Raw genomic sequence first — 26166 nt, forward strand, 5'->3', positions numbered from 1 at the left:
ATGAAAAATTTACAAAGTAAAACAACATTGCATAATGGTGTGGAAATGCCTTGGTTCGGTTTAGGTGTATTTAAAGTAGAAGATGGACCAGAACTTGTAGAGGCTGTGAAAGTGGCGATTAAAGAAGGATACCGCAGTATCGATACAGCTGCGATTTATGGGAATGAAAAAGCAGTTGGAGAAGGCATTCGCGCTGGTATAAAAGAAGCGGGAATCTCTCGAGAAGATTTATTCATTACTTCAAAAGTGTGGAATGCAGATCAAGGATATGAAACAACACTTGCTGCATATGAAGAGAGTTTAAAAAAGTTAGAGCTAGATTATTTAGATTTATATCTTGTTCATTGGCCTGTTGAAGGGAAATACAAAGATACGTGGAGAGCGTTAGAAACACTTTATAAAGAAGAGCGTGTGCGTGCAATTGGCGTGAGTAACTTCCAAATCCATCATCTGAAGGATGTACTAGAAGGCGCAGAGATTAAACCGATGATTAATCAAGTAGAATATCACCCACGTTTAACACAAAAAGAATTACAAGCTTTCTGTAAAGAGCAAGGAATCCAAATGGAAGCATGGTCACCACTTATGCAAGGTCAGTTGTTAGATAATGAAACATTACAAGAAGTTGCTGATAAGTACGGTAAAACAACAGCGCAAATCATTTTACGCTGGGATCTTCAAAATGAAGTTGTAACAATTCCGAAGTCAACGAAAGAACATCGTATTATTGCGAATGCAAGTATATTTGATTTTGAATTAACAAAAGAAGACATTGAAAAGATTGATGCTTTAAATCAAGACCACCGCGTCGGTCCAGATCCTGATAACTTTGATTTCTAAACTTATAGTGGAAGAAAGAGTGCAAACAGTTTGCACTCTTTTTTGTTTTGCTTATGCATAAAAAAAGTTTCTAACTAAATAATAAACAGTATTAAATCTGTTATTTTATAAGGGGTTGTAAACATGAATATAAAACGATCGTTCAAGCTAATGGCCGCTTTTTTGAGTGTTTTATTTGTATTTGCGAACTTATTATTTCCACTTCAAAAAGCATTCGCGGAAGTTATGGATCATACAAAGTATGAAATGGATTGGAGTTATAGTAGGTCAAAGAAGAAACCAATTCGAACAGAGCTTATTAAAACGGCAGATGGAAAAATTGCATTTTGCTTAAATGTAGATTTGAAATCTCCGAGCGGTCAAGACTTACCTGAAATGGGTAAAGTAGATATTAACGTATACCGTGTACTATTAAACGGGTATCCGCAGAAGAGTCCACAAGAATTAGGCGTTTCCGATTGGAGAGAGGCACATTACGCAACGCAGCTCGCGGTGTGGAATGCGTTAAAACAAATTGATATTAACGATATAGATTTCCGTAATAAAAATGTAGAAAAAGTAACGAAAGATATCGTTGCGAAAGCAAACGCTAGTGAAGAACTACAAGAAATTACGATGAGTGTAGTACCATCAGAAGAACAACAAGCAGTATTGAAAAATGATTTCTTTGAAACAGGATTATATACAGTAGAAACAAACGCGAAAAGTGGAACGTATAAAGTGCAAGCAACAGGTGCACCAGAAGGCGCGAAGTTCGTAAATGAAAAAGGCGAGGCGAAAACTGAATTTAATGTAGGAGAGAAATTCCGCATTTTAATTCCGAAACAAACACCAGCGGGTGGATTTAGCTTTAAAGTATCAGGAAATTTAACGAAATTACAAGGAATTGCTCATAAAGGAACACCAACGATTCAAAATGCGGTTGTGTTACTTGAGCGTAGTGAAGAAAAAACAAGTCCAGAGTTGGCGGTAAGTTGGAAAAAAGCAAATGGTCATGATAATAAACCAAATAAACCCTATACACCAAATGAACCGCATAAACCGAATCAATATAACAGATGATAAAAAAGCTCGTAAACATTATGTTTACGAGCTTTTTTCTATTACTCAGCTTCTGAAACAACTGTGAAGCGTTCGTTTACATGTTTTGGATTTTCGATTTCATCAAGTGCTGCTACCGCGAAGTCTTCGTAACTTACGTAGCTATCACCTTTCGCATTAACAAGAAGATTGTCTTTGCCAGCTGTATAAGAGCCAGTGCGTTTTCCTAATGCGAATAGTGCAGAAGGGCTGATAAATGTCCAAGTAATATCGTTTGTTTGTTGCAAGATTTCTAAGTTTTTCCCTTGGTTTTGAGCAGTTGCAAGGTATTCATTTGGGAAACCTGGTGTATCAAATACACGTGTTGTTTTTTCTTCGTCTACAAACAAGCTACCAGCGCCGCCAACAACAAGTAATTTTGTATTAGGTGCACCTTTCATAGCTTCGATAAGTACGTTTCCTGCATCTACGTGAAGGTGTTCTTGTCCGGCTGGAGCACCGAATGCATTTACAACTACATCGAATGCTTGTAGGTCGTTAGATGTAAGAGTGAATACATCTTTCTCTAAAATCTTTACATTTTCTTCTGTAATTTTTGCAGCGCTTCTTACGATTGCAGTTACTTCATGTCCGCGATCTAATGCTTCTTTTAAAATACGACTTCCTGCTTTACCAGTTGCTCCGATGATTCCAATTTTCATAATAAATCCCTCCAAAGTGTTTTGTTAAAGTGTATATCTGAAAGTAAATGAATGTATTGTAATTGGGTTTGTTACAACCCGTTGTAATCATTATAGTTACAGGTTTATGATTTTGTCAATGGTGTTGTTTAGATAATTATGCTTTGTTTTAGTATGTGCAACTAGTGAATGTGGAGTCATAAAAGAACATTGAATTCGTGTTATGACCCTAATATTTGGGAGTCATAAAATGTCGAAAAATGTTGATTTTTGAATATATTTTGAATATAATTCGATTTATGGAGAAAAGGAGGGATTAATTGTATGAATATGTTAGAACAATTCGTTTCATCAACGAATACAATTCTTTGGTCATATATTCTTATTGCAATGTTAATTGGTTTAGGGCTTTATTTTTCTATTAAATTGAAATTCGTACAACTTACTCATTTAGGGGAAATGATTCGATTAATGAGTGATGGATTAACTGGAAAGACACGTAAAAAAGGCAGTGTATCATCATTCCAAGCATTTTGTATGAGTTCAGCAGCTCGTATTGGTATTGGAAACTTAGCTGGTGTAGCGTTAGCTATTTCTATGGGCGGACCTGGAGCAGTATTTTGGATGTGGGTTATCGCAATTATCGGAGCGTCTTCAAGTTTCGTAGAAAGTACGCTTGCGCAAATTTATAAAATAAAAGATGGCAGTGGCTTCCGTGGTGGTCCTGCTTATTATATGGAAAAAGGTTTAAATAAACGTTGGATGGGAATTTGGTTCTCTATCCTTATTACAATTAGTTACGGTTTAATTTTTAACTCAGTACAAGCAAATACAGTGACGTTAGCATTTAAAAATGCTTTTGGCATTGAGCGTTATGTTGTAGGGATTGTACTTGCAGCATTAGTTGCGATTATTATTTTTGGCGGTGTGAAAAGTATTGCGCGTATGTCAGAAATGATTGTTCCGCCGATGGCAATTATTTATATTGCAGTAGCTGTTTTCGTTGTTATTAAAAACTTCTATTTAATACCGGATGTTTTCACAGAAATCTTTAAAGGTGCATTTGGTTTAGATTCAGCTGTAGGTGGCGGTATCGGTGCTGCAATGAAGTTTGGTATTCAGCGCGGATTATTTGCGAATGAAGCGGGTATGGGGAGTGCGCCAAATGCGGCAGCAACAGCTGATGTAACGCATCCAGCAAAACAAGGTTTTATTCAAACAATTGGAGTATTAGTAGATACATTCTTAGTATGTACATCAACAGCATTTATCGTACTATGTTCTGGTGCATATAAAGCAACAAATTTAGAAGGTATTGAATTAACACAAAATGCATTAAGTTCACAAATCGGTCCATGGGCAAGTAGCTTCCTAGCGATTATTATTTTCTTATTTGCATTTAGTTCACTTTTAGGAAACTACTATTATGGTGAAACCAATATTGAATTCATTAAACAAAGTAAAACTTGGTTAACGATTTACCGTATTGCGGTAGTTGGAATGGTATTATTCGGTTCTGTTGCCACACTTCAAGTTGTATGGAATATGGCAGACTTATTTATGGGTCTAATGGTAATTACAAACTTAATTGCGATTACACTTCTTGGACGATTTGCATATGCAGCATTAGCGGACTATGTGAAACAAAAGAAACAAGGAAAAGATCCAGTCTTCAGTGCAGATTCTATTCCAGGTTTAACGAATACAGAGTGTTGGGATAAGCCAACGGTAACGGATAAAGAAAAAGCAGTGTAATGAAAAGGCGAGCGTCGAGATAAATTCGATGCTCGTCTTTTTTGTTGTAGTAAATGATGAAAAGGGTGAGAGGGGATTATTAATATAATTTTGTTTGTTCATTATTCTCGTTATTTGTAGAGAATGCACTGTTTTAAAAGTATGACTGGCCGAATGGGATGATTGATTGAGTGTTGGATACATGCACGTACTGGTTATGTTTTTACGTGGAAAAACATATACGTTAAAAGATTTAACGTACTCATGTCATAAAACCTAACATAAAGTTCTTGATTACTAAAAGTTTTTAGAATATAATTTTCTTATTGTTAGGAAGAGGGGGCAATGCGATTATGGATTTTTTAACGAATATAATTGGGGATATAAATAATGTCCTTTGGTCATATGTCATTATTGCGATGTTAATTGGGTTAGGACTGTACTTTTCGTTTCGTGTAAAATTTGTCCAAGTTCGTTACTTCGGTGAAATGATTCGATTGCTTGGGGATGGGGCAAGTTCGAAAACGAGGAAAGCGCAAAAAGAGAAGAGTGGTGTATCATCGTTCCAGGCTTTTTGTATGAGTACAGCTTCTCGTGTAGGTACTGGTAACTTAGCTGGTGTAGCTATCGCAATCTCAGCAGGTGGCCCAGGAGCAGTATTTTGGATGTGGTTAATTGCGGTAATTGGGGGTGCTTCTGCATTTGTAGAGAGCACATTAGCGCAAATTTATAAAGTAAAAGATGGGAATGCATTCCGCGGTGGCCCAGCGTATTATATGGAAAAGGGTTTAAAGAAACGCTGGCTAGGGGTTGTCTTCTCTGTTTTAATAACAGTTAGTTTCGGATTAATTTTCAACGCCGTGCAGTCAAACACAGTAGCGGCAGCTTTTGATGGAGCATTTAACACAGATGGTAAATTTGTAGGTCTATTTATGGCTGGTTTACTGGCAATCATTATCTTCGGCGGAGTAAAACGTATTGCTCGTGCGGTTGAAATGATTGTTCCAGTAATGGCAATTATATATGTAGCGGTGGCATTATTCGTTGTTGTAACAAACATTACGGCAATTCCATATGTATTTAAAGAAATTTTCTTACATGCTTTCGGAATTAAAGAAGTAGTAGGTGGGGGATTAGGAGCTGCGATTTTACTAGGGGTAAAACGTGGATTATTCTCAAATGAAGCTGGTATGGGTAGTGCGCCGAATGCAGCTGCGACTGCAAACGTAACGCACCCAGTTAAACAAGGTTTCATTCAAACTTTAGGGGTATTTACAGATACATTATTAATTTGTAGTTGTACAGCATTTATTATTTTATTATCAGATGTGCCTGGAGCGGCTGATTTAAACGGAATTCAATTAACGCAACAAGCATTAAGCCAACATATCGGACCGTGGGCTTCTATATTTGTAGCAGTTGCAATCTTCTTGTTTGCATTTAGTTCATTAGTAGGTAACTACTACTATGGTGAAACAAATATTGAATTCTTAAATGGAAGTAAAGTGCTACTAAATGTTTATCGAATTGCGGTACTTGGTATGGTTATGTTAGGATCTGTAGCAACAATTCAAATCGTTTGGGATTTAGCAGATTTATTCATGGGTATTATGGCTATTATTAACTTAGTTGCGATCGTATTCCTTTCTAAGTATGCTTTCGCGGCATTATCAGATTATGTAAAGCAAAAGAAACAAGGAAAAGATCCAGTATTCTATGCGGAGTCTATTCCAGGTTTGAACAATACAGAGTGTTGGGATAAGCTAGCGGTAGCTGATAAAGAAAAAGCAGTATAATGAGGTGAGCATCAAGTGAAACTTGATGCTCATTTTTTTGTTTTATCCGGCTACTTGTGAGCAGTAAAACTCCTAATTGGTGTGGACTGATAATCAGTGGGGATGACACTGATTAAAGTTTCGCTATATAGTGTAAAAGACGAACATTAATGAATGTTTTATAATAAAATGTAATTTTTTTAAGAAAAGTGCGGATATGAGTTGTGATTTATGTTAGAATGGAAAATGCCTTTGAAACAAGAGGTTTTATGATCTTTCCTATCCGATTGAAGGTTTTGGAGGAGAAATGGAAAGTTCGGATTATTTCTTATTTTGAGTGGTCAGACGTTCAACGTTAATGAAGAGTTAAATGGAGGATTTTATTAATGAAGTTTGTTATGTTTCTTGTAGGATTGCTCGTTGTATTCGTACTCGGTTTTCTTATAAGTGCCGATCGAAAGAAGATTAAGTATAAACCAATCGCAATCATGCTTGTTATTCAGCTAGTGTTAAGTTATTTCTTATTAAATACGCAAGTTGGTTATATTTTAGTAAAAGGAATTTCAGATGGATTTGGCGCGCTGCTTGGATATGCGGAAGCTGGAATCGTTTTCGTATTTGGTGGTCTTGTTAATAAAGGAGAGGTTTCATTCTTCTTAACAGCGTTATTACCAATCGTATTCTTTGCCGTTTTAATCGGAATTCTGCAACACTTTAAAATTTTACCGATATTTATTCGGGCAATTGGTACGTTGTTAAGTAAGGTAAATGGTCTAGGAAAACTAGAATCATATAACGCAGTAGCGGCTGCCATTGTTGGACAAGCAGAAGTATTTATTACAGTAAAAGATCAATTAAGTAAAATCCCAAAACATCGTTTATATACATTATGTGCATCTTCCATGTCGACAGTATCAATGTCAATCGTAGGTTCTTATATGAAAATGATCGAACCGAAATATGTAGTAACAGCACTTATATTAAATTTATTTAGTGGTTTCATTATTATTCATATTATTAACCCGTACGATATTACAGAAGAAGAAGATACACTGAAATTAGAAAATAAGAAAAAACAATCATTCTTTGAAATGCTAAGCGAATATATTATGCTTGGTTTTACAATCGCGATAACAGTAGCGGCAATGTTACTTGGTTTCGTAGCGTTAATTACAGCAATTAATAGCTTGTTTGATTCAATGTTCGGTATTACATTCCAAGCTATTTTAGGATATATTTTCTCACCATTAGCATTCGTAATGGGTATCCCGCAAGCAGAGATGGTAACGGCGGGACAAATCATGGCAACGAAATTAGTATCGAACGAATTTGTTGCGATGCTTGATCTAGGAAAAGTAGCTGGTGAATTATCAGCTCGCACAGTTGGTATTCTTTCTGTATTCCTTGTATCATTTGCGAATTTCTCATCTATCGGAATTATCGCAGGTGCAACGAAAGGGATCGATGAAAACCAATCAAACGTTGTTTCATCATTCGGATTACGACTTGTATACGGTGCGACATTAGTAAGTCTTTTATCGGCGATTATCGTTGGTGTTATGTTATAAAAAAGGGTGGTCCTAGCTCGTAGCTAGGGCTATTTTTTTGTGATAAATTTCATAAAAAAACCAATTAATGAGGAATATATTTACATATGAAAATCTTTTAAAATTTATATTGCATTTCGATTAGATAACGCTTACAATTTGATTTGTAGGTGGTATCCATTTCAGACGTTAAATACGGTAGAGAAGAAGAGACTACCTGTTATAAATTGCAATTTATGTAAACGCTTACTGATTTTAGAAAACAGTTGAATAGTATTTAGGGGTTTTAAATTTTTTTAACATCAATGGTCAGACGTCATTCGTTATACGTTATACGACCAATAAATCGTGGGAGAAGTGGAGGATTCACATATGAAAATAGTAATGTTTCTAGTCGGTTTACTTGTAGTATTTGTACTAGGTTTCCTTATCAGTTCAGATCGTAAGAAAATTAAATATAAACCAATTGCACTTATGCTTGTCATTCAATTGGTACTTGCGTATTTCTTACTAAATACAAAGGTCGGATTTGTATTAGTAAAAGGGATTGCAGATGGGTTTGGCGCTATTTTAAAATTTGCGGAAGCAGGGGTTAATTTCGTATTTGGTGGTCTAGCAAACGATGGACAAGCACCATTCTTCTTAACAGTATTATTACCAATTATTTTCTTAGCAGTACTAATTGGGATCTTACAACATATTAAAGTTTTACCGATCATCATTCGTGCAGTCGGTTTCGTATTAAGTAAAATTAACGGTTTAGGAAAACTTGAATCATATAATGCAGTAGCAGCGGCAATTGTCGGCCAAGGTGAAGTATTCATTACAGTAAAAGATCAATTAAGCAAATTACCGAAAAATCGTTTATACACACTTTGTGCATCTTCAATGTCAACAGTATCGATGTCAATCGTCGGTTCTTACATGAAAATGATTGATCCAAAATATGTAGTAACAGCACTTGTATTAAACTTATTTAGTGGATTCATTATCGTTCATATTATTAATCCATATGACGTAAAAGAAGAAGACGACATTTTAGAATTACAAGAAGATAAAAAACAAACATTCTTTGAAATGTTAGGCGAATATATTATGCTTGGTTTCTCTATCGCTGTAACAGTAGCGGCGATGTTAATCGGTTTCGTAGCATTAATTACAGCAATTAACGGTGTGTTCGATTCAATTTTCGGAATCACATTCCAAAGCATTTTAGGATACGTTTTCTCACCATTAGCATTCGTAATGGGTATTCCAACATCAGAGATGCTAACAGCAGGACAAATTATGGCAACGAAATTAGTAACAAACGAATTCGTTGCAATGCTTGACCTTGGAAAAGTAGCTGGTGAGTTATCAGCTCGTACAGTAGGTATTTTATCTATCTTCCTTGTTTCATTTGCGAACTTCTCATCAATCGGAATTATCGCAGGTGCAACGAAGAGTATCGATGGCAAACAAGCAAACGTTGTATCTTCATTCGGATTAAAACTTGTATACGGTGCAACGTTAGTAAGTATATTATCAGCGATTATCGTTGGGGTTATGCTTTAATAAAATAGTAAAGAAGTCGTTTATCTCTCACTTAGGGGGATAAACGACTTTTTTTTATTTTAGTATAATAGCGCAGCGAGGAGGAATTAGGTTGAAAGAAGGGGATGGGACTTTTACTCATAGTGACTTTGTTGAAAAGGTTTCAGGGCTTTATAAGAAGGATGTGGCTAAGGTTATTAAGCTAAGAGAAGAAATAAAAAAATCACCTTAATATATTCATTAAGGTGATTGAAATACTACTCAGCTGGAGGTGTAAATGTACGTTTCTCTAATTCAGCATCTAGCATAAATAGTGCGTTTGAATCGCTTGTAATACGTTTTAATTTTTGGATGATGCTATCAAATGAAGCTTCTTCTTCTACTTGCTCATCAACGAACCATTTTAAGAACGTAATTGTTGCGTGCTCACGCTCATCCCAAGCGATATCAGATAAGTTGTAAATACGTTTTGTTACCTCACGCTCGTGCTCAAGTGCCACTTCAAAAGCGTTTAATACAGATTCATATTCGTTATTTGGATTATCAAATCCAGTAATAATAGCGCGCTCTCCGCGGTCATTAATATAGTTGTAAAGCTTCATTGCGTGGAAACGTTCTTCTTCAGCTTGTACAAGGAAAAAGTTAGCGAATCCATCATAGCTCTCGGCTGTACAGTAAGCAGCCATTGCCATATAAGCGTGGGCAGAGTAAAATTCAAAGTTCATTTGTTCATTTAATGCGTCGTGCAATTTTTTAGATAACATAAAATCCCCCTTATTATTGTGACAAGAATATTATACCATAATTGATAATATTCTCATTTGGATGCTTCGAACCTTTTCGAAAGCTTTGTGACGTGTGCGTCCATAATGTCTTGTAAATCTAAATCATATTTTTGCGAAAGAATAATAAGGTTAGAAAGTACATCACCAAGTTCTTCTTTTAGTTCTTGTTTTAGCTCTTCTTCTGTTTTCGCATCTTCATCAGGACGATCACGGCCGATTTCAATAGCGCGAACAACTCGTGACACTTCCCCAACTTCTTCAGTTAAGAAATTTAAGCGAATAAAGGCATTATACTGTGACCAGCTTCGTTTTTCGTAAAATTCCTCAACCCATCTTTGAAATGCAACGATATCCATTTCTTCCTCATCCCTTCAATATGTTGTACAATGTTCATTGTATCATACCAATATATAGTTTCGGGGTGTAGGGATGAGAAAGATTTGTGTGTTTGCAGGTTCAAATTTAGGGGAAAGACCAGAGTTTAAAGAACAGGCAATTCAGTTAGGAAAAATGTTTGTTGAAAACGATTATGAGCTTGTATACGGTGGTTCATGCGTTGGATTAATGGGAGAAGTAGCGAATGAAGTTCTTCGCTTAGGTGGGCGTGTAACAGGGGTTATGCCTCGCGGTCTATTTCGAGGAGAGATTGTGCATACAGGATTAACAGAATTAATTGAAGTAGAAACGATGCATGAGCGCAAGGCGAAAATGGCAGAGCTTGCGGATGCTTTCATTGCACTACCAGGCGGATATGGAACTTTTGAAGAGCTATTTGAAGTTGTATGTTGGTCACAAATTGGTATACATGATAAGCCGGTTGGTTTATTGAACATTAAAGACTTTTACGGACCAATTCTGCAAATGGTTGAACGTGCAGCTGAAGAGGGATTTATGAACCCATCGAATAAAGAGTTAATCGTTTCAGCTGATACGGCAGATAAATTAATTCATGAAATTCAAAATTACGAGCGTCCGGTTTTGGGGACGAAATGGAAGCAACTATCATAATACAATTGTATAGAGATTTTTGGAAACACATGTCATTTTATCTTGAAAAGGCATGTGTTTTTAATTTGGTTAAATATGTTAATGTTGAGATATAATGTTTTTGGAAAAGGAGAAATAGATGGAAGAGTTTGTGTATTTACGTCCTGTTTTTAAAAGTATTTTAGCAGCATCCATTCTTGTTATGCTAATTGTTTCAACACAGAAGAAAGAGCTAATTAATGAATTTTCGCTTTGGTTTATTTCGATATTGTGTATCGGTGTTTCCGCGATAACGTTGTTTATGTCTGGGTTTATCGTTGATGAGTATGATCTAGGTGGAGATGTGCAGAGTTTTAACATGTTTATTGCGATTGGTTGTATTAGCGGTTTGAATTTTATTATTTTTTATAGACGGCAATAAAAAGAAGGCATTCCGTAGTACTTTGGAATGCCTTTATCACTTTGATTACTTTGTTTTTTATATGGATTTTTGGAAACGCATGTAAGTTTATTTTAAAAAGACATGTGTTTTTAATTTGGTTAAATATATTGATAGAGAGATGTGAAATCGTTCGAAGAGGGGAAGTAGATGGAGGGATATTTTGATGACTAAAAAAAGAAGATCTGAATAAAAGGTGAGTAAGGAATTATTGAGTGACATAGAATTGTTCCGTTAAAGGGTCAGATTGTGGAAGATAGCGAATGTTTTTATGAAGTTAATAGAGGTTTTTTTAATCGAAATCAGAATAAATTTTATAGATGTAATCCTTTGGGAATTTTTAATCAGCTATGCATCATAATCTAATCATTAAAACGAAAATTGGAGGAGAAATGAGCATGGGTCGTTCTGTATTAAAAATGTATAACTACCACTTATGGGCAAATGAAGTTATTTTAAATCGCTTAAAAGAACTACCGCAAGACATTTTCCATAAGGAAGTTAAGAGTGGTTTTTCTTCGGTGGCAAAAGTAATGTCTCACATATACCTCACAGATTTAGCCTGGCTTGAGATTATTTCTGGTAAAAGCATGAGTGATGCAATGGTACAAACAGACCAATTGAAAGAACAGCTGGAAACAAAAAATATTGAGGAAATGGAAACTAGTTTTTATGAATTATCTAAACGATATAAAGAACTTTTAAGTAGTCAACAAGATTATGAAAAAGTGTTTGAGGTTGATAATCCATATGTTGGGCACCTGGATACGACGGTTTCTGAAACAATACTACACGTGGTCACCCACGGAGCATACCACCGTGGGAATATAGCCACAATGTTGCGGCAAATGGGTCATACCTCTGTTATGCAAGATTTTGGACTATTTCTATATTCAAAATGAATTCTTTTTATTTACCATAGAATATGGATTTGTATGATGTTTTTGGGGGGACTGCTTTTATTAGTGATTTAAGCTAAATTGTGTATTATACAAAAAAGGCATTCCATATTACTTCGGAATGCCTTTATCATTTTGATTACTTTGTTTTTTATACAGGTACCAGCCACCCCAGCCGCCACCAATTGCTACAACAACGAGGAAAGCATAGTCTTTAACCTCGATACGCATATTGAAAATATTAGCTATAAGTAAGACAATCCCAACTGTGATTAACGCAAAAAATGCTCTAATTAAGTAGTCTTTCAACTGAACCACTCCCGCCATTTAAGTAGTAAATGATGAATATGGAAAAGCTTTTTTGGATCTATTTTACTAAAGGGTGTTTCCTATATTTTAACATAAAAGAGATTGTAATATATTGATAAAAGTAGTGAAGGGGAGTGCTATTATTGTCGTTATTTGTTGGTAAATCGATATTCTTTGTCGAAACGTCGATATATTGCGAGTTGCGATCGGTATAATTTCATGTCCCGACTTGCGCGACCACTAAATAGAAAAAAGCGACCCTGTACGAGCCGCTTCCGCTTTTAGTGGTATCCAGCTCCGGTGACTAGAACAGTCGGTCATTTCGCGCCTTCCTGCGAGGCAAAAAGCGCCTCTTCGTCAGGAGCTCCAATGCCCTCCTGTTCTGAGCGAGTCACCTCCGCTTTTAAGTCTATTATTGATTCAAGAACGCACGTAGCATCCAAGCGTGTTTTTCTAGTTCTGTGTAGATGCCTAGTAGTAGGTCAGATGTCATTTCATCGTCAGATTCTTGAGCAATTTCCATACCTTTTTTCAGTTCAGTTAGCATCATTTCGTAGTCTTTCATGATTGCTTCGACCATCCCTTCTGCAGTTTCTCCGTAAGCTGCTTCTTGAATAGAAGATAGTTCTAAGTATTCTTTCATTGTTGCTACTGGTTTGCCGCCAATTGCTAAAATGCGTTCTGCGATTTCATCGATGTGAGTAGCTGATTCTGTGTAAAGCTCTTCAAATTTTTCATGTAGTGTGAAGAATTGAGGTCCTTTTACGTACCAATGGAAGTTGTGTAGTTTTGTAAATAAAACGCTCCAGTTTGCTACTTGTTTGTTTAATGCTTCGATTACTTGTGTATTCATTATGATCAATCTCCTCTTGAGTTATTATTTTATATGAATTACTAATTTATAATTATTATAATCTAGTAATTTGTATAAATCAACCCTTTTGCTGGAATTAATTTGAACAAATTATGAACTGTTGTAAATAAAAAATCCCTATTACTGTGAAGTAATAGGGATTTTTATTGTTATATAGCTTGTTTCTTCTCTTCTAAATCTTGCCCATCCCAACACTCAGTATTCTTTAAGCCAGGGATAGAACTTGCGACGAAAACAGGATCTTTTCCTTGTTTCTTTTGTTTTATATAGTCTACTAATGCTGCGTAGGCGAACTTGCTAAGGAATGAGATGGCAATTAAGTTTGTGAATACCATTAGTCCCATAAAGAAATCAGCTAAACTCCAAACCGTTTGAAGGGCAGCGATAGATCCGAAGAATACCATTCCGACAACTGCAACACGATAAATCAGTAACCATGTTTTGCTTTCTTTAATGAATGCGATATTTGTTTCACCATAATAGTAGTTTCCTAGTAAAGAACTGAAAGCGAATAGGAAAATAATAATCGCTAAGAAAGTGCTTGCCCACGGTCCAATTTGTGAACTTAATGCTTGTTGTGTTAATTCAATACCTTCTAAATTCGATCCTTTGTAAAGTCCAGAACATAATACGATAAACGCTGTTGATGTACATACTAAGAATGTATCTACGAAAACACCTAATGCTTGAACAAGTCCTTGTTTTACAGGGTGAGATACATCTGATGTTGCTGCTGCATTAGGAGAGCTACCCATACCTGCTTCTGTCGCGAATAAACCGCGCTGAATTCCGAATTTGATTGCTGCTCCAATACCACCAGCGATAGCTTGGTCTAAACCAAATGCGCTGTTAAATATTTCTGTAAAAATGCTTGGTAACATAGTGAAGTTGTTAATTACGACAAAAACAGCTACGCCGATATAAATGATTGCCATTGGAGGAACAATCATTTCTGTAATACGTGAAATGCTCTTGATACCACCAAAAATAATAACTGCAACTAATAAAGCTAATAGAGCTCCTACGATCGTTCGCTCTAGTCCAAAAGCATTTTCAAATGCTATTGTTACCGTGTTTGCTTGTACAGAATTGAAAATTAATCCGTACGCAACTGTAATAAGAAGTGAAAACCAAACACCCATCCAGCGTTTGTTTAACCCTTTTTCCATGTAATACGCTGGTCCACCACGGAATCTGCTTCCATCTTTTACTTTATAAATTTGCGCGAGCGTACATTCTACAAAACTAGTAGCTGCTCCAAGGATAGCGATAAACCACATCCAAAATATTGCGCCAGGTCCACCCATTGAAATGGCTAATGCTACACCAGCTAAGTTCCCGATACCAATACGTGCTGCTGCACTTAAGCAAAATGCTTGGAATGGAGAGATGCTATCTTTCTTTTTTTCTTTTCGATTAAATCCTTTACTAATTAAACTGACCATCTCACGGAAATGAGTAATTTGGACAAATTTTAATTTGAAAGAGAAATAAAGACCGAAGCCGATTAACATTGCAATAAGAATATATGACCATAAAATATTATTCGTTACCTCAAGGAATCTGCTAAAGATATCAACCATATAATACACTTCCTTTTTTTCATAATAAGAAAATTATATGCAAAAAATATACCAGAATCAATTTTTCTAAAAATCATGTTACTTAAATGTGTTTTGTGTTATGATTATGTTACATCGTAATATTTTTAGAATTATTTACATTTTAAAAAACTAAATTTAAAGCGAAAAAGAGGGGATAATTTGAAAGAAGAATCTTTATTGAAAGTAAGTCTTAAGAGTTTGAAAATAAGAAGTAATTTATTTTTTATCATTACATCTTTAAGTATCTTTTTAGGAGCCACTTATTATTACAATAAAAGATTTCCAAGTCATAGGTATCCTGAATGGTTAGAATTTCTAAAATTGATTGGATGAACAAAAGACAGAAAAACAGAAAATTAAAATAAAGAAGTTATGGAGGAGCTAAATATGAATATTAGAGAAAGTGAACTTCCGGGTATTGGTTATAAGTTTCAAATCGTTACGAAAGGTAACGAAAAGATGGTGATTGTCATTCATGATGATGGGCGTAGAGAAATGTATCATTTTGATTCAGACCATGAAGAAAGCATCTCAAGTATTTCATTACGTGACTCAGAGGCAAGACAAATTGCAGCAATATTAGGTGGAATGGTATATAAACCTAGGGCGTTAGAAAATGTGGAGATGGTCTTTGAAGGCTTAGCGATTGAGTGGTTCAAAGTGGAGAATGCTGCTCCAGCACTTGGAAAAACAATTGGCGATCTTGAAATAAGAAAAACGTATAGTGTAACGATCATTGCAGTTATGAAAAAGAATATGAAAAAGCTATTTAATCCAGGGCCAGAAACGGTAATTGAAGAAGGCGATATGCTTGTAGTTTCTGGTGAGAGAGAAGAAATCAAAAAAATTATTAATGAATTACTTTCGAATAGGGGGACTGACTAGATGGATACTTTAATTTTTGAAGTTGGTACAGCGTTAGTATTAGTTGCAATTGCGGCAGTCATTGCTGGAAAGTTTAAGTTCTCAGTAATTCCTTTTCTAATTGTTCTTGGGATGTTAGTGGGGCCACACGCGCCGACAATAGGTGTTATCGATTTCAAATTTATTGAAAGTGCAAGTGTAATTTCCTTCCTTGGACGGATTGGCGTTCTGTTCCTTCTGTTTTACCTAGGACTAGAGTTTTCGATGAAAAAACTAATTAAATCTGGACGTTCCATTGCGATTGGCGGAACAATCTATATTTTAATTAACTTTTCACTTGGATTATTATACGGATTTATAATGGGCTTCCCATTACTTGAAATCTTAATTATTGCGGGTATTATTACGATTTCTTCTAGTGCTATCGTTGCTAAAGTGTTAGTGGATTTAAGAAGAACTGGTAATAATGAGACCGAATTAATATTAGGAATTATTATGTTTGAAGATATATTCCTTGCTGTATATTTATCAGTTGTTTCTGGTTTAGTTCTAGGGGATCATGCTTCCTTCTTAGGTGCTCTTACTTCGATTGGAATTGCTTTAGGATACATGCTTCTATTCTTTATTGTGGCTAGAAAGGCTACGCCGTTATTAAATAGATTGCTCAATATTAGTTCAGATGAAATTTTCATTATTGTAGTATTTGCTTCGTTATTCTTTATTGCAGGTTTCTCGGAAACGATTCACGTTGCCGAAGCAATTGGAGCACTTCTTTTAGGGTTAGTTTTCTCTGAGACAGAGCATAGTGACAGAATTGAACACCTTGTTGTTCCATTTAGAGACTTTTTCGGAGCTATTTTCTTCTTCAGTTTCGGATTAAGCATTGATCCGTTTTCATTAGGCGGGGCGATATGGTTAACGTTAGGTGCTGTCCTTCTTACAATCATCGGAAACTTTGTTGCAGGGATGATTGCAGGAAGACAAGCTGGATTATCTCATAAAGCGTCAACAAATATTGGATTAACAATCGTTTCAAGAGGAGAATTCTCCATCATTATGGCTAATATCGGTATCGCTGGTGGTTTAATGTCAGTACTGAAACCATTCTCAGCACTATACGTGCTTATACTATCGATCTTAGGTCCACTTCTGACGAAAGAGTCAAAGAATGTATATAAATTTTTAAATAAAATCTTTAAGTGGGATACGAAGACTAGATAAATTTTTAAAAAACAAAAGTACAAGATATTTACTGCTTGTACTTTTATTTTTTGCAATGAAAACAGTAAAGAGAGGTAAATGATGTTAGGAGAGTTGATTCATTCAGTTTTAGTTTTTCTAGAAGGACTTGGTTATTGGGGAATTATGCTTGGATTAATGCTAGAGGTTATCCCGAGTGAAATCGTATTATCTTATGCAGGTTATTTAGTATCAACAGGAAGCATTACATTTTGGGGTGCTGTCGCGTTCGGTACAATTGGTGGTGTAATCGCACAACTATTCATTTATTGGATCGGTCGATACGGAGGAAGACCTGTTCTTGAGCGATATGGGAAATATATTTTGATTCAGAAGAAACATATTGATTATGCTGAAGCGTGGTTTAATCGTTACGGAACTGGTGTTATTTTTACAGCGCGTTTTATTCCTGTTGTGCGTCATGCTATTTCGATACCAGCGGGTATTGCGAAAATGTCACATGCTAAGTTTATTACGCTAACCACACTAGCTGTTATTCCATGGTCAATTGTATTTGTATATTTAGGTTTTAAATTAGGAACAGAGTGGGAAAGTATTAATAAAGTAGCTGGGCCATATGTGAAATACTTTGCACTTGCTGCTATTGTTTGTGCAATTGGTTATTTTATATTAAAAAAAATGATGAAAAAAAAGTGATTACGGAAAAAGAATCTATGCTGACATAGATTCTTTTTTATTGTCATTTTTTAAAGGGTGAGAAAGAGTATGTTTAATATTTACCATATTGTGGCATATATATAGAAAAAGAGAGCTTGGAAAGGGGAATAAAAAGAAATGGAACTCCAGTTTCAAAATGTATATCAACAGGTGGAGAATTGGTATGTGTTGGATTCGGAGCTTCCTTGGGATGTCAAAAAGTTGAGAGATGATTTGTTTTCACTTATTGAAGGATGTAAAACGCCAGTTATTTTTTGTGATACGTGTGATGCAAATCATGTACTTCTATCATTAGGGGAAGAGGAGGAAGAGTTTCTATTCCCGATAGGCGGTTTTTATCATAAAGAAAAACAATTAATTTTCGTTTGTATGTGGGAAGAGTATGAGCAAGTGCTTAAAACACTATTGCATGAATTTCGCCATGCGATGCAGCATAAGAGAGAAGTGCTGTATGTTGAAAGTAAATCGTACGAAGAGAGATGGATTGAGAAAGATGCGAGAATGTTCGCGGAGAGGAAGTTAAATGAATATAAAAATAGAAGATTGATGTAAGCATAGTGGAGAAAAACACTGTGCTTTTATTTATAACTAACAAAAAATAAGTAATTGACTTATATTAAGTTTAGTTCTAAACTAATAGTATCAAACGAGCGAGGTGATGGAATGAAAGCAGAGGAAAAACTGGGGTTACTATTATGGTTTCGTTTATCACGCTTTTATAATAGAAGTATTCGTGAGACGAATCAGCATTTGAAGAAATGGAATGTATCTGCTGCTCAGTTTGATGTATTAGTTCAAGTTGGAGGACACGATCGTTTAACGCAGCAAGAGCTTGGAAATAAGTTATTTGTTACGAAAGGAAATGTTACTCAACTTTTAAATAAGATGGAGCAACTCGATTGGATTCAGCGTGAACAAGAAGGTACCACGAAATATATTTCATTAACAGAAGAGGGAAAGGTTCTATATGAAGAAATAGTCCCGCCGCAAGAAACATTTCAAGCAGAACAATTTGATAAGTTAAATAGAGAAGAACAAAAACAATTATTAGAGTTACTGAAGAAGTTGCAGTGATAAAAATTAAAAATAAATATCTCGATTTCGAGATGATATGAGGTGAAGGATATGTTTAGAAAAGTTGATCATAAAAATATGGGAAGAGCAAATCACGGATGGTTAAATACACATTTTCATTTTTCTTTTGCAAATTATTATAATCCAAACAATATGAATTTTGGAGCAGTACGTGTTATGAATGATGATTTAATAGCGGCACAAACTGGTTTTGATATGCATCCGCACCGTGATATGGAGATTATCTCTTACGTTATAGATGGTGAATTAACACATGAAGATAGTATGGGGAACCGAGGGACAATTGAGCGTGGGCATGTTCAATATATGAGTGCAGGTACTGGTGTATTTCACAGTGAGCATAACTTAGGAAATGAAACATTACGTTTATTACAAATTTGGATTTTACCGGACCGTGATGGTCATAAACCGAACTATGGTGAGTTTAAATTTAATTGGAGTAAACGTGAGAATGAGTGGTTCCATATGGTATCTCCTTCTGATGGAGATGCACCAATTCATATTCACCAGGATGCAAATTTATATTCTTTATCATTAGAGGCTGGTAAAGAAATTCAGTTTCCTGTTCAAGAAGGACGTCAATTATACCTTGTACAAATTGAAGGTAGCAGTGTTGTGAATGGTGAAACACTCGTAATGCGTGATGCAGCGGAGGCTGTAGAAGAAGATATTCGCATTCAAGCGAAAGAAAACTCTCACTACTTAGCGATTGAAATGAAAATGGAATAAAGTGAAACTTTAACCCATGGCGGTTTTAAGTATGTGAATAGCGAGATGAAAAGTTATAGGAAAAAGGATATCGGAAACGATATCCTTTTTTGTGTGAGTTAAATTAACAGAAAAAACTTTCTCAATTTTTGGAAGAAGGTATCAGGAAAAAAATTCAGAATTTTATAAAAGTGTTAAAAACTTTAAGGGGAATGGGGAGTGTTAGATTGAAAAAGCAAGTAATTTCATCAGCATTAGCATTAACTGTTATCGCAAGTGGGTTTGGGGCATTTGGAGCAACTACGACGAAAGCAGAAGAGCAAAAAATCCAGTATCACCAAGAGTTTAAAACGCCAGCTTACATAGGTGAAGAATGGAAAGCGCCGGAAGGATTAGATAAAAAAGAGACGGTCTTTCAATATTTAGAGAGTAAAAAGGATATGTTTAAACTAGCGGGAAATATTGACAAACATTTCAATATCGTTGGTGAAGAAAAAGATGCTGAGTCTGGTACAACACATGTGAAGTTAGTTGAGAAGCATAATAACATTCCTGTGTATGGTTCAGATCAAACAGTTACGCTTGATAAAGAGAATAATGTAAAAGCATTTTTTGGACAAGTTATTCCGAATTTAGATAATAAAAATATTCCTGCATCTGCAAGTATTAGTGCGGAACAAGCAGAAACGATTGCAAAAGCTAATATTGAGAAAGAAATTGGTAAAGTAAAGAATTATGATGGTGTGAAAAAAGATTTATACGTGTATGAAAAAGATGGACAATACTATCTTGCATATCTTGTAAAAGCATCGGTTTCAAAACCAGCTCCAGGATATTGGCATTACTTTGTTGATGCAACAAATGGAAATGTTATTGAGAAATATAATGCTGTAGATAACATTACTGGATTTGGTTACGGAGTATTAGGCGCTAGACAATCATTTGAAATTGCTCAAGATACGAAAACAGGAGCGTTCAACTTATTTGATGGTACACGAGGACAAGGTGTCCATACATTTGATGCAGAGAATATGGATGAAAACTGGTTTAATTTATTCTCACAAATTCTTGGATATACAGGAGAAGAAATTGCAAGTAAATCTAAGTTCTTCGAAGATAAAGCGGCAGTTGATGCGCATGTGAATGCAGGAAAAGTATATGATTACTATAAAAAGACATTTAACCGTAACTCTTTCGATGATAAAGGTGCGAAACTTATTTCTACTGTTCACGTAGGTGAATCTTGGAATAACGCAGCTTGGAACGGTGTTCAGATGATGTATGGTGATGGCGATGGCAAGACATTCATTCCGTTATCAGCTGGACTAGATGTTATCGGTCACGAATTAACGCATGCTGTAACTGAAAATACAGCAAATCTTGTTTATAAAGATGAGTCAGGAGCGTTAAATGAATCGTTATCTGACATTATGGGTGTCATGGTTGAGAAGAAGAGCTGGGATTTAGGTGCTGATATTTATACACCTGGTAAACCTGGTGATGCACTTCGTTCTCTGAAGGATCCAGCATCTATTCCAAACCCATTAAAACCAGGTGAAGGTTACCCAGATCACTACAATAAACGTTATACTGGAACAGCCGACAATGGCGGTGTTCATATTAATAGTAGTATTAACAATAAGGCAGCGTATTTAGTGTCTGATGGCGGCACACATTACGGTGTGAAAGTAACTGGAGTAGGCCGTGAAGCGACAGAAAAAATTTACTATCGTGCTCTTACAAAATATTTAACTGCAAACTCTGACTTTAAAATGATGCGCCAAGCTGCACTTCAATCAGCAGAGGATTTATACGGTAAAAACTCTAAAGCTGTACAAGCTGTAACGAAAGCTTATGATGCAGTAGGAGTAAAATAATAAGAAAAAGACCTGACTGGATTGTCAGGTCTTTTTCTTATTTAATCACGAATACCTAATGCAATTTTTGCCATACGTGACATACGTTCTTTTGTCCATGGCGGATTCCATACAACGTTTACTTCTATTTCATTTACTTCAGGTACGTTCGTTGATAATACTTTTTTAACGTCTGATACGATTTGGCCAGCCATTGGACAACCGATAGAAGTCATCGTCATTGTAATGACAGCATTATTATTTTCATCCGCTGTAACGTCATAAACTAATCCGAGATTGATAATATCAACACCTAATTCAGGGTCAATAACAGCTTCTAAGTTGGCATATAACTTTTCTTCAAATGCTTGTTGTGACATGTGTAGCACCCCCTAAATATTAATGATATCGGTTCTCATTATAACGGGTATGCGGGATAAAGTGAAACTTTAATCAGTGGGGGGTGTTCATCCCCCACTGATTATTAGTTGAACCAATCGGGCGTTTACGGGCAGTTGATCTCCCACCTAACTTCTTTGCTCCACCTGAATTTTGAGGTGGGAGTTTTACTGCCCGTTAATGCGGGATAAGTGCAGGAAATGAGCTCAAAAAAATATTCCTCTCTGAGAGAGGAATATTTTTTTGAAAAGCTATTCAGTTTTAAAATGAGATACAAGCTGATCTAATTCTTCAACTGTTTGTTTCATTTGTTTTGCAGTGAGAGTCATTTCATTCATCACGATGACTTTCTGTTCAGCAGATTGTGCCGTTGCGGCTGTTTCACTAGATACTTCATTTGAAATAGAAGCGATGTTATTAAGTGAAGCGTTCATTTCTTCAGCGCTTGCAGCCATTTCTTCAGCTGTTGCTGATATGTCTTGCATTTGAGTTGATACTTTATTTACTTGTTCAACAATTGTTGTGAAAGAAGTACCAGCCTCACGAACGACAGTAATGCCTTCAAATGCTTCAGAACGACCTTTAGACATCATAGAGCTGGCAGTTTCCGTATCATTTTGAATTTGATGAAGCAATTGGTTAATATCTTTTGCCGCTGTTTTTGATTGTTCCGCAAGTTTACGAACTTCATCAGCTACGACAGCAAATCCTTTTCCTTGTTCACCAGCACGAGCCGCTTCAATAGAAGCATTTAAAGCAAGTAGATTTGTTTGTTCAGCGATATTAGAAATAGATTGTACAGCTGTATCAATATATTTTGTATGAGTGATTAGACGTTCGACTACTTCTGATGTAGCATTTACAGCTTCATGTATCGTTGTCATTTGTGAAACAGATTTTTGGATAACAGTACTTCCGTCGTTAGCGTGTTCAGATGTAGCTACAGCAAGTTCGGCTACAGATGAAGCAGATTCAGCGATACGCTGAACACTTATTGCCATATCATCCATCGCAGTCGAGCTTTCTTCCATACTAGAAGTTTGCGATTGAATACTTGAATTTAAGTTGGACATCGAGCTTTGAACTCTTATTGTTGCCTCGCGTGATGTATTAGTCTTTTCTAACATATTTTCAGAAGCTGTTTGTACTTCTACAGATGTTTTTTGAACACGATTAATGATATGTTGCAGGTTTTCTAGCATTTTATTAAACGATGATGCAATTGCACCGATTTCATCATTGCTATTTACTTGTAGGCGGGCTGTTAAGTCACCTTCTTGAGATGATAATTCTTTTAGCTTACTATCAATTTGCTGAATTGGTTTTACAAGTTTACCAGAGAACCACCATGCAAGAGCGATAGCTACGATGATACAAATAACAAGTGATAAGAAGACAACATATTCAATTTGTAGTGAAGATTGATCAATTTTTTTGATAGATTGATCACGTAATTTAGCTTGTTCATTACTGTAATTTGTGAAATCACCGATTACTTTATAAACAGTGCCATTCTCTGTAGAAGCTACTTGTAAAGCTTCTTCCCATTTTTGTTCTTTTGCAAGAGTGAATACTTTCTCTTCAATGAACTTTCTCCAAGTGGATCCTAATTCCATTGTGCTTTTCACGGACTGAGAAGTGTTAGGATTAGAAAGAAGTTGCCCTTTTGTATCTTCAAGACGTTTACTCATCTCATTAAACTTGTCTAATTCGACTTGATCATGTTGTAGTAAATAACCTCTTAAAGCAGAAAGTTGTACTTGATAAGCGTCTCCGCGCTCTTTCAATTCTGTTGCAAGAGGAGAAATTTCTTTTTGTAATGTTTCAGCTTTATGAGACTGATCCATGGTAAAGAATAAAATAAAAGCTAAGGCGATGCCGAATAAAGCGCAAATCATTCCCATCATGAACATTAGTTTTTTTCGAATGCTAATAAAATTCATATGATAAAAATCCTCCTTGTAAAATCTTAGTATTAGAATTAATTAATTAATTAATGTAAAAAATTGAAAGAAAGCTTTACTCCATCTGGAATAAAGCTTTCTTCTTTCCTTTAGGAATTATAGCAGACAGAATGGGAGATAGAAAGAGATATTTTAGCGTGAAAAAAGAGAGACTCTAAATCGCTCTTTCTAACAATTTAGAGTTCGTAGAAGTATAAATGAAATTTTCATTTTAACTATTTGTTTTGAAATGAGAAACGAGCACTTCAAGTTCTTGCACAATTGTTTTCATTTCTGATGATTTTTTAGCAACGACACTCATTTTGTTTACTTGGTCACCAGCTGAAGTTGCTGTTTTCGATGTTTCGGCAGCAACTTCATTTGAAATAGAAGCGATATTATTTAAGGCTGCATTCATTTCTTCAGAACTTGCGGCCATTTCTTCAGCAGTTGCAGACATTTCTTGTATTTGTGTAGAGAAATTGTTAATGTGATTAACAATTTCTGAGAATGAAGATCCAGCGGTACGAATGACTGTAATTCCTTCAGAAGCTTCTGACTGACCTTGTGTCATCATGTCATTTGCTATTTTTGTGTCCGCTTGAATTTGATGAAGTAAATGGTTAATGTCATTTGCTGCTAGCTGAGATTGTTCAGCAAGTTTTCGTACTTCATCGGCAACAACAGCGAATCCTTTTCCGTGTTCACCAGCACGGGCCGCTTCAATAGAAGCATTTAAAGCGAGCAAATTCGTCTGCTCGGCAATATTAGAAATAGATTGAAGTGCAGTATCAATATGATTCGTATGTGTAATGAGTCGCTCTACCACTTGTGATGTAGCGTTAACAGCTTCGTTAATTGTGTGCATTTGTGTAATAGATTTTTCAATGACTTTATTTCCATCATCTGCTTTTTCAGAAGTTGTAACAGCTAGGCTAGCGGCAGAAGAGGCAGCTTGTGCAATGCGCTGAACACTCGTTGCCATATCATCCATTGCGGTTGAACTTTCTTCAATGCTAGAAACTTGTGAACGAATATTGTGCTCAAGAGCATTCATAGTCTCTTTAGTTTTTGCGGTATTTTCCATAGAAGCAGTTGTTTCGATAAACACATTTTCAGAAGCTTCTTTTACACTTGTTGATGTTTGTTGAACTTGCTTTATTATACGCTGTAAGTTAGCAAGCATTTGATTAAAGGAATTTGCGATGTCACCAATTTCATCTTTACTCGTTACGTGTAATCTAGCGGTTAAATCGCCATCTTGAGAAGCTAATTCTTTTAACTTCGCATCAATTTGTCGAATCGGTTTAACGAGTTTACCAGAGAACCACCATGCCAATAGAATAGACGTTAATGTACATGTAATGAGTGAGAAGAAAATAATATATTGAATAAGGGATGAAGAAGACTCTACGTCAGCAATTAATACGTCCCGTTTGTCATTTTCTTCATTTGCATATTTAGTAAAACGACTTAAAAGATCATTTACATAATCTGTTTGAGCAAGAGCAATTTTAGATGCTTCATCCCATTTTCCTTCCCGTGCAAGAGGGAGGACTTCATTATCTACGACGCTGCGCCATTTTGCTCCCATTAAAATGGCCTCTTTCATTCCTTCTGGGAGTTTTTTATCACTTGTTACTTTCTCCCTAGTATCAGCTAGTTTTTTTCCTTCCCGGTTGAATTTATCCAATCCTTTTTGGTCATGTGATAGTAAATATTCTTGTAAACCAGCGACCTGCGCTTGGAACCAATCGCCACGTTCTTTTAAAATCGTTGCTCTTTTCGATACATCATTCTTTAATGTTTCGATTTCACTTGCTTGATCCATCGCGAATGAAAGAATAACAATAAGAGCAATGCTAAATAAGGAAGAAATGCTTAAGAGTGTGAACAGTAGTTTTTTTCGAATGCTAACATATTTCATTGTTACCCCTACCTTTTTCAAAAAACTATTTATTGTAATTTATAAATATTGAGAACGAAACTAATAAAAACATAATTAAGAGGTTATTAATCTGTTCAATGAAAATTATAGCAGATAATGGAATATGGCAGATTAATGTGAGTAAATGTTCTTAAAATGTATACATTTGTATATCAAAAAATTCATAAATAAAAATCAGAAATGGTATTGTAATTTGAAATAACATCCTGTATACTTCTAATTAGTTGATAACGATTATCACTATCAACTAAACATTACTCTTCGTTATGTTGGTCATACCCCTTTTTGACGACGTAAGTCAGAGACGAATGTTGAAATATCTTGTGTCCTATTCTACAGAATTATGGTAATCTCCAACCTCAACTTATATGCGTAAGCATGCAAAAAAA

Annotated in this window: 25 protein-coding genes; 16 read left to right on the top strand and 9 right to left on the bottom strand. The window is 35.6% G+C overall.

Translation table 11 applies throughout. From position 1 onward, the window contains the following. Positions 1-840, top strand: coding sequence for an aldo/keto reductase (locus tag SJY24_RS04880; RefSeq protein WP_090813843.1), 840 nt, complete (start codon positions 1-3; stop codon positions 838-840). Between the two features lie 123 nt (positions 841-963). Then, positions 964-1902, top strand: a complete 939-nt coding sequence (locus tag SJY24_RS04885) for a thioester domain-containing protein (protein WP_377863927.1) — start codon at positions 964-966, stop codon at positions 1900-1902. Between the two features lie 41 nt (positions 1903-1943). Here the strand turns inward: SJY24_RS04885 and SJY24_RS04890 are convergent, their stop codons facing one another. Further along, positions 1944-2582, bottom strand: a complete 639-nt coding sequence (locus SJY24_RS04890) for an NAD(P)-dependent oxidoreductase (protein ID WP_377863928.1) — start codon at positions 2580-2582, stop codon at positions 1944-1946. 303 nt (positions 2583-2885) lie between these two features. Here SJY24_RS04890 and SJY24_RS04895 point away from each other — a divergent pair, with 303 nt between their 5' ends. The 4 genes from SJY24_RS04895 (at position 2886) to SJY24_RS04910 (ending at position 9171) form a co-directional block, all read left to right on the top strand. Further along, the gene (locus tag SJY24_RS04895) at positions 2886-4316 is read left to right on the top strand and encodes an alanine/glycine:cation symporter family protein (RefSeq protein ID WP_377863929.1); all 1431 of its coding nucleotides are present in this window, start codon (positions 2886-2888) and stop codon (positions 4314-4316) included. 332 nt (positions 4317-4648) lie between these two features. After that, the gene (locus tag SJY24_RS04900) at positions 4649-6091 is read left to right on the top strand and encodes an alanine/glycine:cation symporter family protein (protein ID WP_377863930.1); all 1443 of its coding nucleotides are present in this window, start codon (positions 4649-4651) and stop codon (positions 6089-6091) included. Positions 6092-6456: 365 nt separating this feature from the next. Then, positions 6457-7638, top strand: coding sequence for a NupC/NupG family nucleoside CNT transporter (locus SJY24_RS04905; RefSeq protein ID WP_377863931.1), 1182 nt, complete (start codon positions 6457-6459; stop codon positions 7636-7638). Positions 7639-7989: 351 nt separating this feature from the next. Continuing rightward, positions 7990-9171: a NupC/NupG family nucleoside CNT transporter gene (locus SJY24_RS04910; RefSeq protein WP_033729521.1), complete on the top strand. Its 1182-nt coding sequence runs from the start codon at positions 7990-7992 to the stop codon at positions 9169-9171. Between the two features lie 236 nt (positions 9172-9407). On the opposite strand, the gene SJY24_RS04915 is transcribed toward SJY24_RS04910, so the two are convergent. Together SJY24_RS04915 and SJY24_RS04920 are read right to left on the bottom strand one after the other, a co-directional pair. Next, entirely contained in the window at positions 9408-9914 is a 507-nt protein-coding gene (locus SJY24_RS04915; protein ID WP_000949403.1) for a ferritin, read from the bottom strand. 53 nt (positions 9915-9967) lie between these two features. Next, positions 9968-10291 carry a MazG nucleotide pyrophosphohydrolase domain-containing protein gene (locus tag SJY24_RS04920; RefSeq protein WP_000355746.1) on the bottom strand — a complete coding sequence of 108 codons (324 nt, stop codon included), beginning with the start codon at positions 10289-10291 and terminating at the stop codon, positions 9968-9970. A 73-nt stretch (positions 10292-10364) separates the two neighbouring features. Between SJY24_RS04920 and SJY24_RS04925 the strand changes: the two genes are divergently transcribed. The 3 genes from SJY24_RS04925 (at position 10365) to SJY24_RS04935 (ending at position 12263) form a co-directional block, all read left to right on the top strand. Then, positions 10365-10943: an LOG family protein gene (locus SJY24_RS04925; RefSeq protein WP_088008509.1), complete on the top strand. Its 579-nt coding sequence runs from the start codon at positions 10365-10367 to the stop codon at positions 10941-10943. Positions 10944-11061: 118 nt separating this feature from the next. Continuing rightward, on the top strand, positions 11062-11343 hold the full coding sequence (locus SJY24_RS04930) for a hypothetical protein (RefSeq protein ID WP_377863932.1): 282 nt from the start codon (positions 11062-11064) through the stop codon (positions 11341-11343). A gap of 416 nt (positions 11344-11759) precedes the next feature. Then, on the top strand, positions 11760-12263 hold the full coding sequence (locus SJY24_RS04935) for a DinB family protein (protein WP_377863933.1): 504 nt from the start codon (positions 11760-11762) through the stop codon (positions 12261-12263). A gap of 108 nt (positions 12264-12371) precedes the next feature. Here the strand turns inward: SJY24_RS04935 and SJY24_RS04940 are convergent, their stop codons facing one another. From SJY24_RS04940 to SJY24_RS04950, 3 genes are all read right to left on the bottom strand, one after another. Continuing rightward, the gene (locus tag SJY24_RS04940) at positions 12372-12569 is read right to left on the bottom strand and encodes a hypothetical protein (RefSeq protein ID WP_088008513.1); all 198 of its coding nucleotides are present in this window, start codon (positions 12567-12569) and stop codon (positions 12372-12374) included. 412 nt (positions 12570-12981) lie between these two features. Further along, positions 12982-13422: a Dps family protein gene (locus tag SJY24_RS04945; RefSeq protein WP_088008515.1), complete on the bottom strand. Its 441-nt coding sequence runs from the start codon at positions 13420-13422 to the stop codon at positions 12982-12984. Between the two features lie 170 nt (positions 13423-13592). Further along, a complete protein-coding gene (locus SJY24_RS04950) occupies positions 13593-15026 on the bottom strand; it encodes an alanine/glycine:cation symporter family protein (protein ID WP_002191124.1) in 1434 nt (477 codons plus the stop codon). A gap of 408 nt (positions 15027-15434) precedes the next feature. On the opposite strand from SJY24_RS04950, the gene SJY24_RS04955 reads away from it, so the two are divergent. The 7 genes from SJY24_RS04955 (at position 15435) to SJY24_RS04985 (ending at position 21508) form a co-directional block, all read left to right on the top strand. Next, positions 15435-15932 (top strand): cation:proton antiporter regulatory subunit, encoded by a 498-nt coding sequence (locus SJY24_RS04955; RefSeq protein WP_001026071.1) that lies wholly within the window; start codon positions 15435-15437, stop codon positions 15930-15932. After that, entirely contained in the window at positions 15933-17132 is a 1200-nt protein-coding gene (locus tag SJY24_RS04960; protein WP_377863934.1) for a cation:proton antiporter, read from the top strand. It abuts the gene before it with no gap. Positions 17133-17213: 81 nt separating this feature from the next. After that, on the top strand, positions 17214-17807 hold the full coding sequence (gene uptA, locus SJY24_RS04965) for an undecaprenyl phosphate transporter UptA (RefSeq protein WP_002068116.1): 594 nt from the start codon (positions 17214-17216) through the stop codon (positions 17805-17807). A gap of 138 nt (positions 17808-17945) precedes the next feature. Next, positions 17946-18380, top strand: coding sequence for a DUF3920 family protein (locus tag SJY24_RS04970; protein WP_377863935.1), 435 nt, complete (start codon positions 17946-17948; stop codon positions 18378-18380). Positions 18381-18491: 111 nt separating this feature from the next. Beyond that, positions 18492-18902 carry a MarR family winged helix-turn-helix transcriptional regulator gene (locus SJY24_RS04975; protein ID WP_377863936.1) on the top strand — a complete coding sequence of 137 codons (411 nt, stop codon included), beginning with the start codon at positions 18492-18494 and terminating at the stop codon, positions 18900-18902. A 51-nt stretch (positions 18903-18953) separates the two neighbouring features. Next, entirely contained in the window at positions 18954-19652 is a 699-nt protein-coding gene (locus SJY24_RS04980) for a pirin family protein (protein ID WP_377863937.1), read from the top strand. A gap of 206 nt (positions 19653-19858) precedes the next feature. Beyond that, on the top strand, positions 19859-21508 hold the full coding sequence (locus tag SJY24_RS04985) for a M4 family metallopeptidase (protein ID WP_377863938.1): 1650 nt from the start codon (positions 19859-19861) through the stop codon (positions 21506-21508). Between the two features lie 41 nt (positions 21509-21549). Here SJY24_RS04985 and SJY24_RS04990 read toward each other — a convergent pair whose 3' ends face one another. From SJY24_RS04990 to SJY24_RS05000, 3 genes are all read right to left on the bottom strand, one after another. Further along, complete coding sequence (locus tag SJY24_RS04990; protein ID WP_000082522.1) at positions 21550-21867, bottom strand: metal-sulfur cluster assembly factor; 318 nt, start codon at positions 21865-21867, stop codon at positions 21550-21552. 270 nt (positions 21868-22137) lie between these two features. Next, on the bottom strand, positions 22138-23829 hold the full coding sequence (locus SJY24_RS04995) for a methyl-accepting chemotaxis protein (protein ID WP_377863939.1): 1692 nt from the start codon (positions 23827-23829) through the stop codon (positions 22138-22140). A gap of 232 nt (positions 23830-24061) precedes the next feature. Further along, a complete protein-coding gene (locus SJY24_RS05000; RefSeq protein WP_377863940.1) occupies positions 24062-25756 on the bottom strand; it encodes a methyl-accepting chemotaxis protein in 1695 nt (564 codons plus the stop codon). Positions 25757-26166 lie beyond the last annotated feature (410 nt).

This window comes from Bacillus sp. R86525 (genome assembly GCF_042466195.1).
GTDB classification, from domain to species: domain Bacteria; phylum Bacillota; class Bacilli; order Bacillales; family Bacillaceae_G; genus Bacillus_A; species Bacillus_A nitratireducens.

Coding starts and splice junctions, on each gene's coding strand:
- SJY24_RS04930 (WP_377863932.1), top strand. CDS start 11,062: ATGGAAGAGTTTGTGTATTTACGTCCTGTTTTTAAAAGTATTTTAGCA.
- SJY24_RS04920 (WP_000355746.1), bottom strand. CDS start 10,291: ATGGATATCGTTGCATTTCAAAGATGGGTTGAGGAATTTTACGAAAAA.
- SJY24_RS04980 (WP_377863937.1), top strand. CDS start 18,954: ATGTTTAGAAAAGTTGATCATAAAAATATGGGAAGAGCAAATCACGGA.
- SJY24_RS04880 (WP_090813843.1), top strand. CDS start 1: ATGAAAAATTTACAAAGTAAAACAACATTGCATAATGGTGTGGAAATG.
- SJY24_RS04945 (WP_088008515.1), bottom strand. CDS start 13,422: ATGAATACACAAGTAATCGAAGCATTAAACAAACAAGTAGCAAACTGG.
- SJY24_RS04955 (WP_001026071.1), top strand. CDS start 15,435: ATGAATATTAGAGAAAGTGAACTTCCGGGTATTGGTTATAAGTTTCAA.
- SJY24_RS04910 (WP_033729521.1), top strand. CDS start 7,990: ATGAAAATAGTAATGTTTCTAGTCGGTTTACTTGTAGTATTTGTACTA.
- SJY24_RS04960 (WP_377863934.1), top strand. CDS start 15,933: ATGGATACTTTAATTTTTGAAGTTGGTACAGCGTTAGTATTAGTTGCA.
- SJY24_RS04970 (WP_377863935.1), top strand. CDS start 17,946: ATGGAACTCCAGTTTCAAAATGTATATCAACAGGTGGAGAATTGGTAT.
- SJY24_RS04905 (WP_377863931.1), top strand. CDS start 6,457: ATGAAGTTTGTTATGTTTCTTGTAGGATTGCTCGTTGTATTCGTACTC.
- SJY24_RS04895 (WP_377863929.1), top strand. CDS start 2,886: ATGAATATGTTAGAACAATTCGTTTCATCAACGAATACAATTCTTTGG.
- SJY24_RS04950 (WP_002191124.1), bottom strand. CDS start 15,026: ATGGTTGATATCTTTAGCAGATTCCTTGAGGTAACGAATAATATTTTA.
- SJY24_RS04900 (WP_377863930.1), top strand. CDS start 4,649: ATGGATTTTTTAACGAATATAATTGGGGATATAAATAATGTCCTTTGG.
- SJY24_RS04995 (WP_377863939.1), bottom strand. CDS start 23,829: ATGAATTTTATTAGCATTCGAAAAAAACTAATGTTCATGATGGGAATG.
- SJY24_RS04925 (WP_088008509.1), top strand. CDS start 10,365: ATGAGAAAGATTTGTGTGTTTGCAGGTTCAAATTTAGGGGAAAGACCA.
- SJY24_RS04915 (WP_000949403.1), bottom strand. CDS start 9,914: ATGTTATCTAAAAAATTGCACGACGCATTAAATGAACAAATGAACTTT.
- SJY24_RS05000 (WP_377863940.1), bottom strand. CDS start 25,756: ATGAAATATGTTAGCATTCGAAAAAAACTACTGTTCACACTCTTAAGC.
- uptA (WP_002068116.1), top strand. CDS start 17,214: ATGTTAGGAGAGTTGATTCATTCAGTTTTAGTTTTTCTAGAAGGACTT.
- SJY24_RS04975 (WP_377863936.1), top strand. CDS start 18,492: ATGAAAGCAGAGGAAAAACTGGGGTTACTATTATGGTTTCGTTTATCA.
- SJY24_RS04885 (WP_377863927.1), top strand. CDS start 964: ATGAATATAAAACGATCGTTCAAGCTAATGGCCGCTTTTTTGAGTGTT.
- SJY24_RS04890 (WP_377863928.1), bottom strand. CDS start 2,582: ATGAAAATTGGAATCATCGGAGCAACTGGTAAAGCAGGAAGTCGTATT.
- SJY24_RS04935 (WP_377863933.1), top strand. CDS start 11,760: ATGGGTCGTTCTGTATTAAAAATGTATAACTACCACTTATGGGCAAAT.
- SJY24_RS04990 (WP_000082522.1), bottom strand. CDS start 21,867: ATGTCACAACAAGCATTTGAAGAAAAGTTATATGCCAACTTAGAAGCT.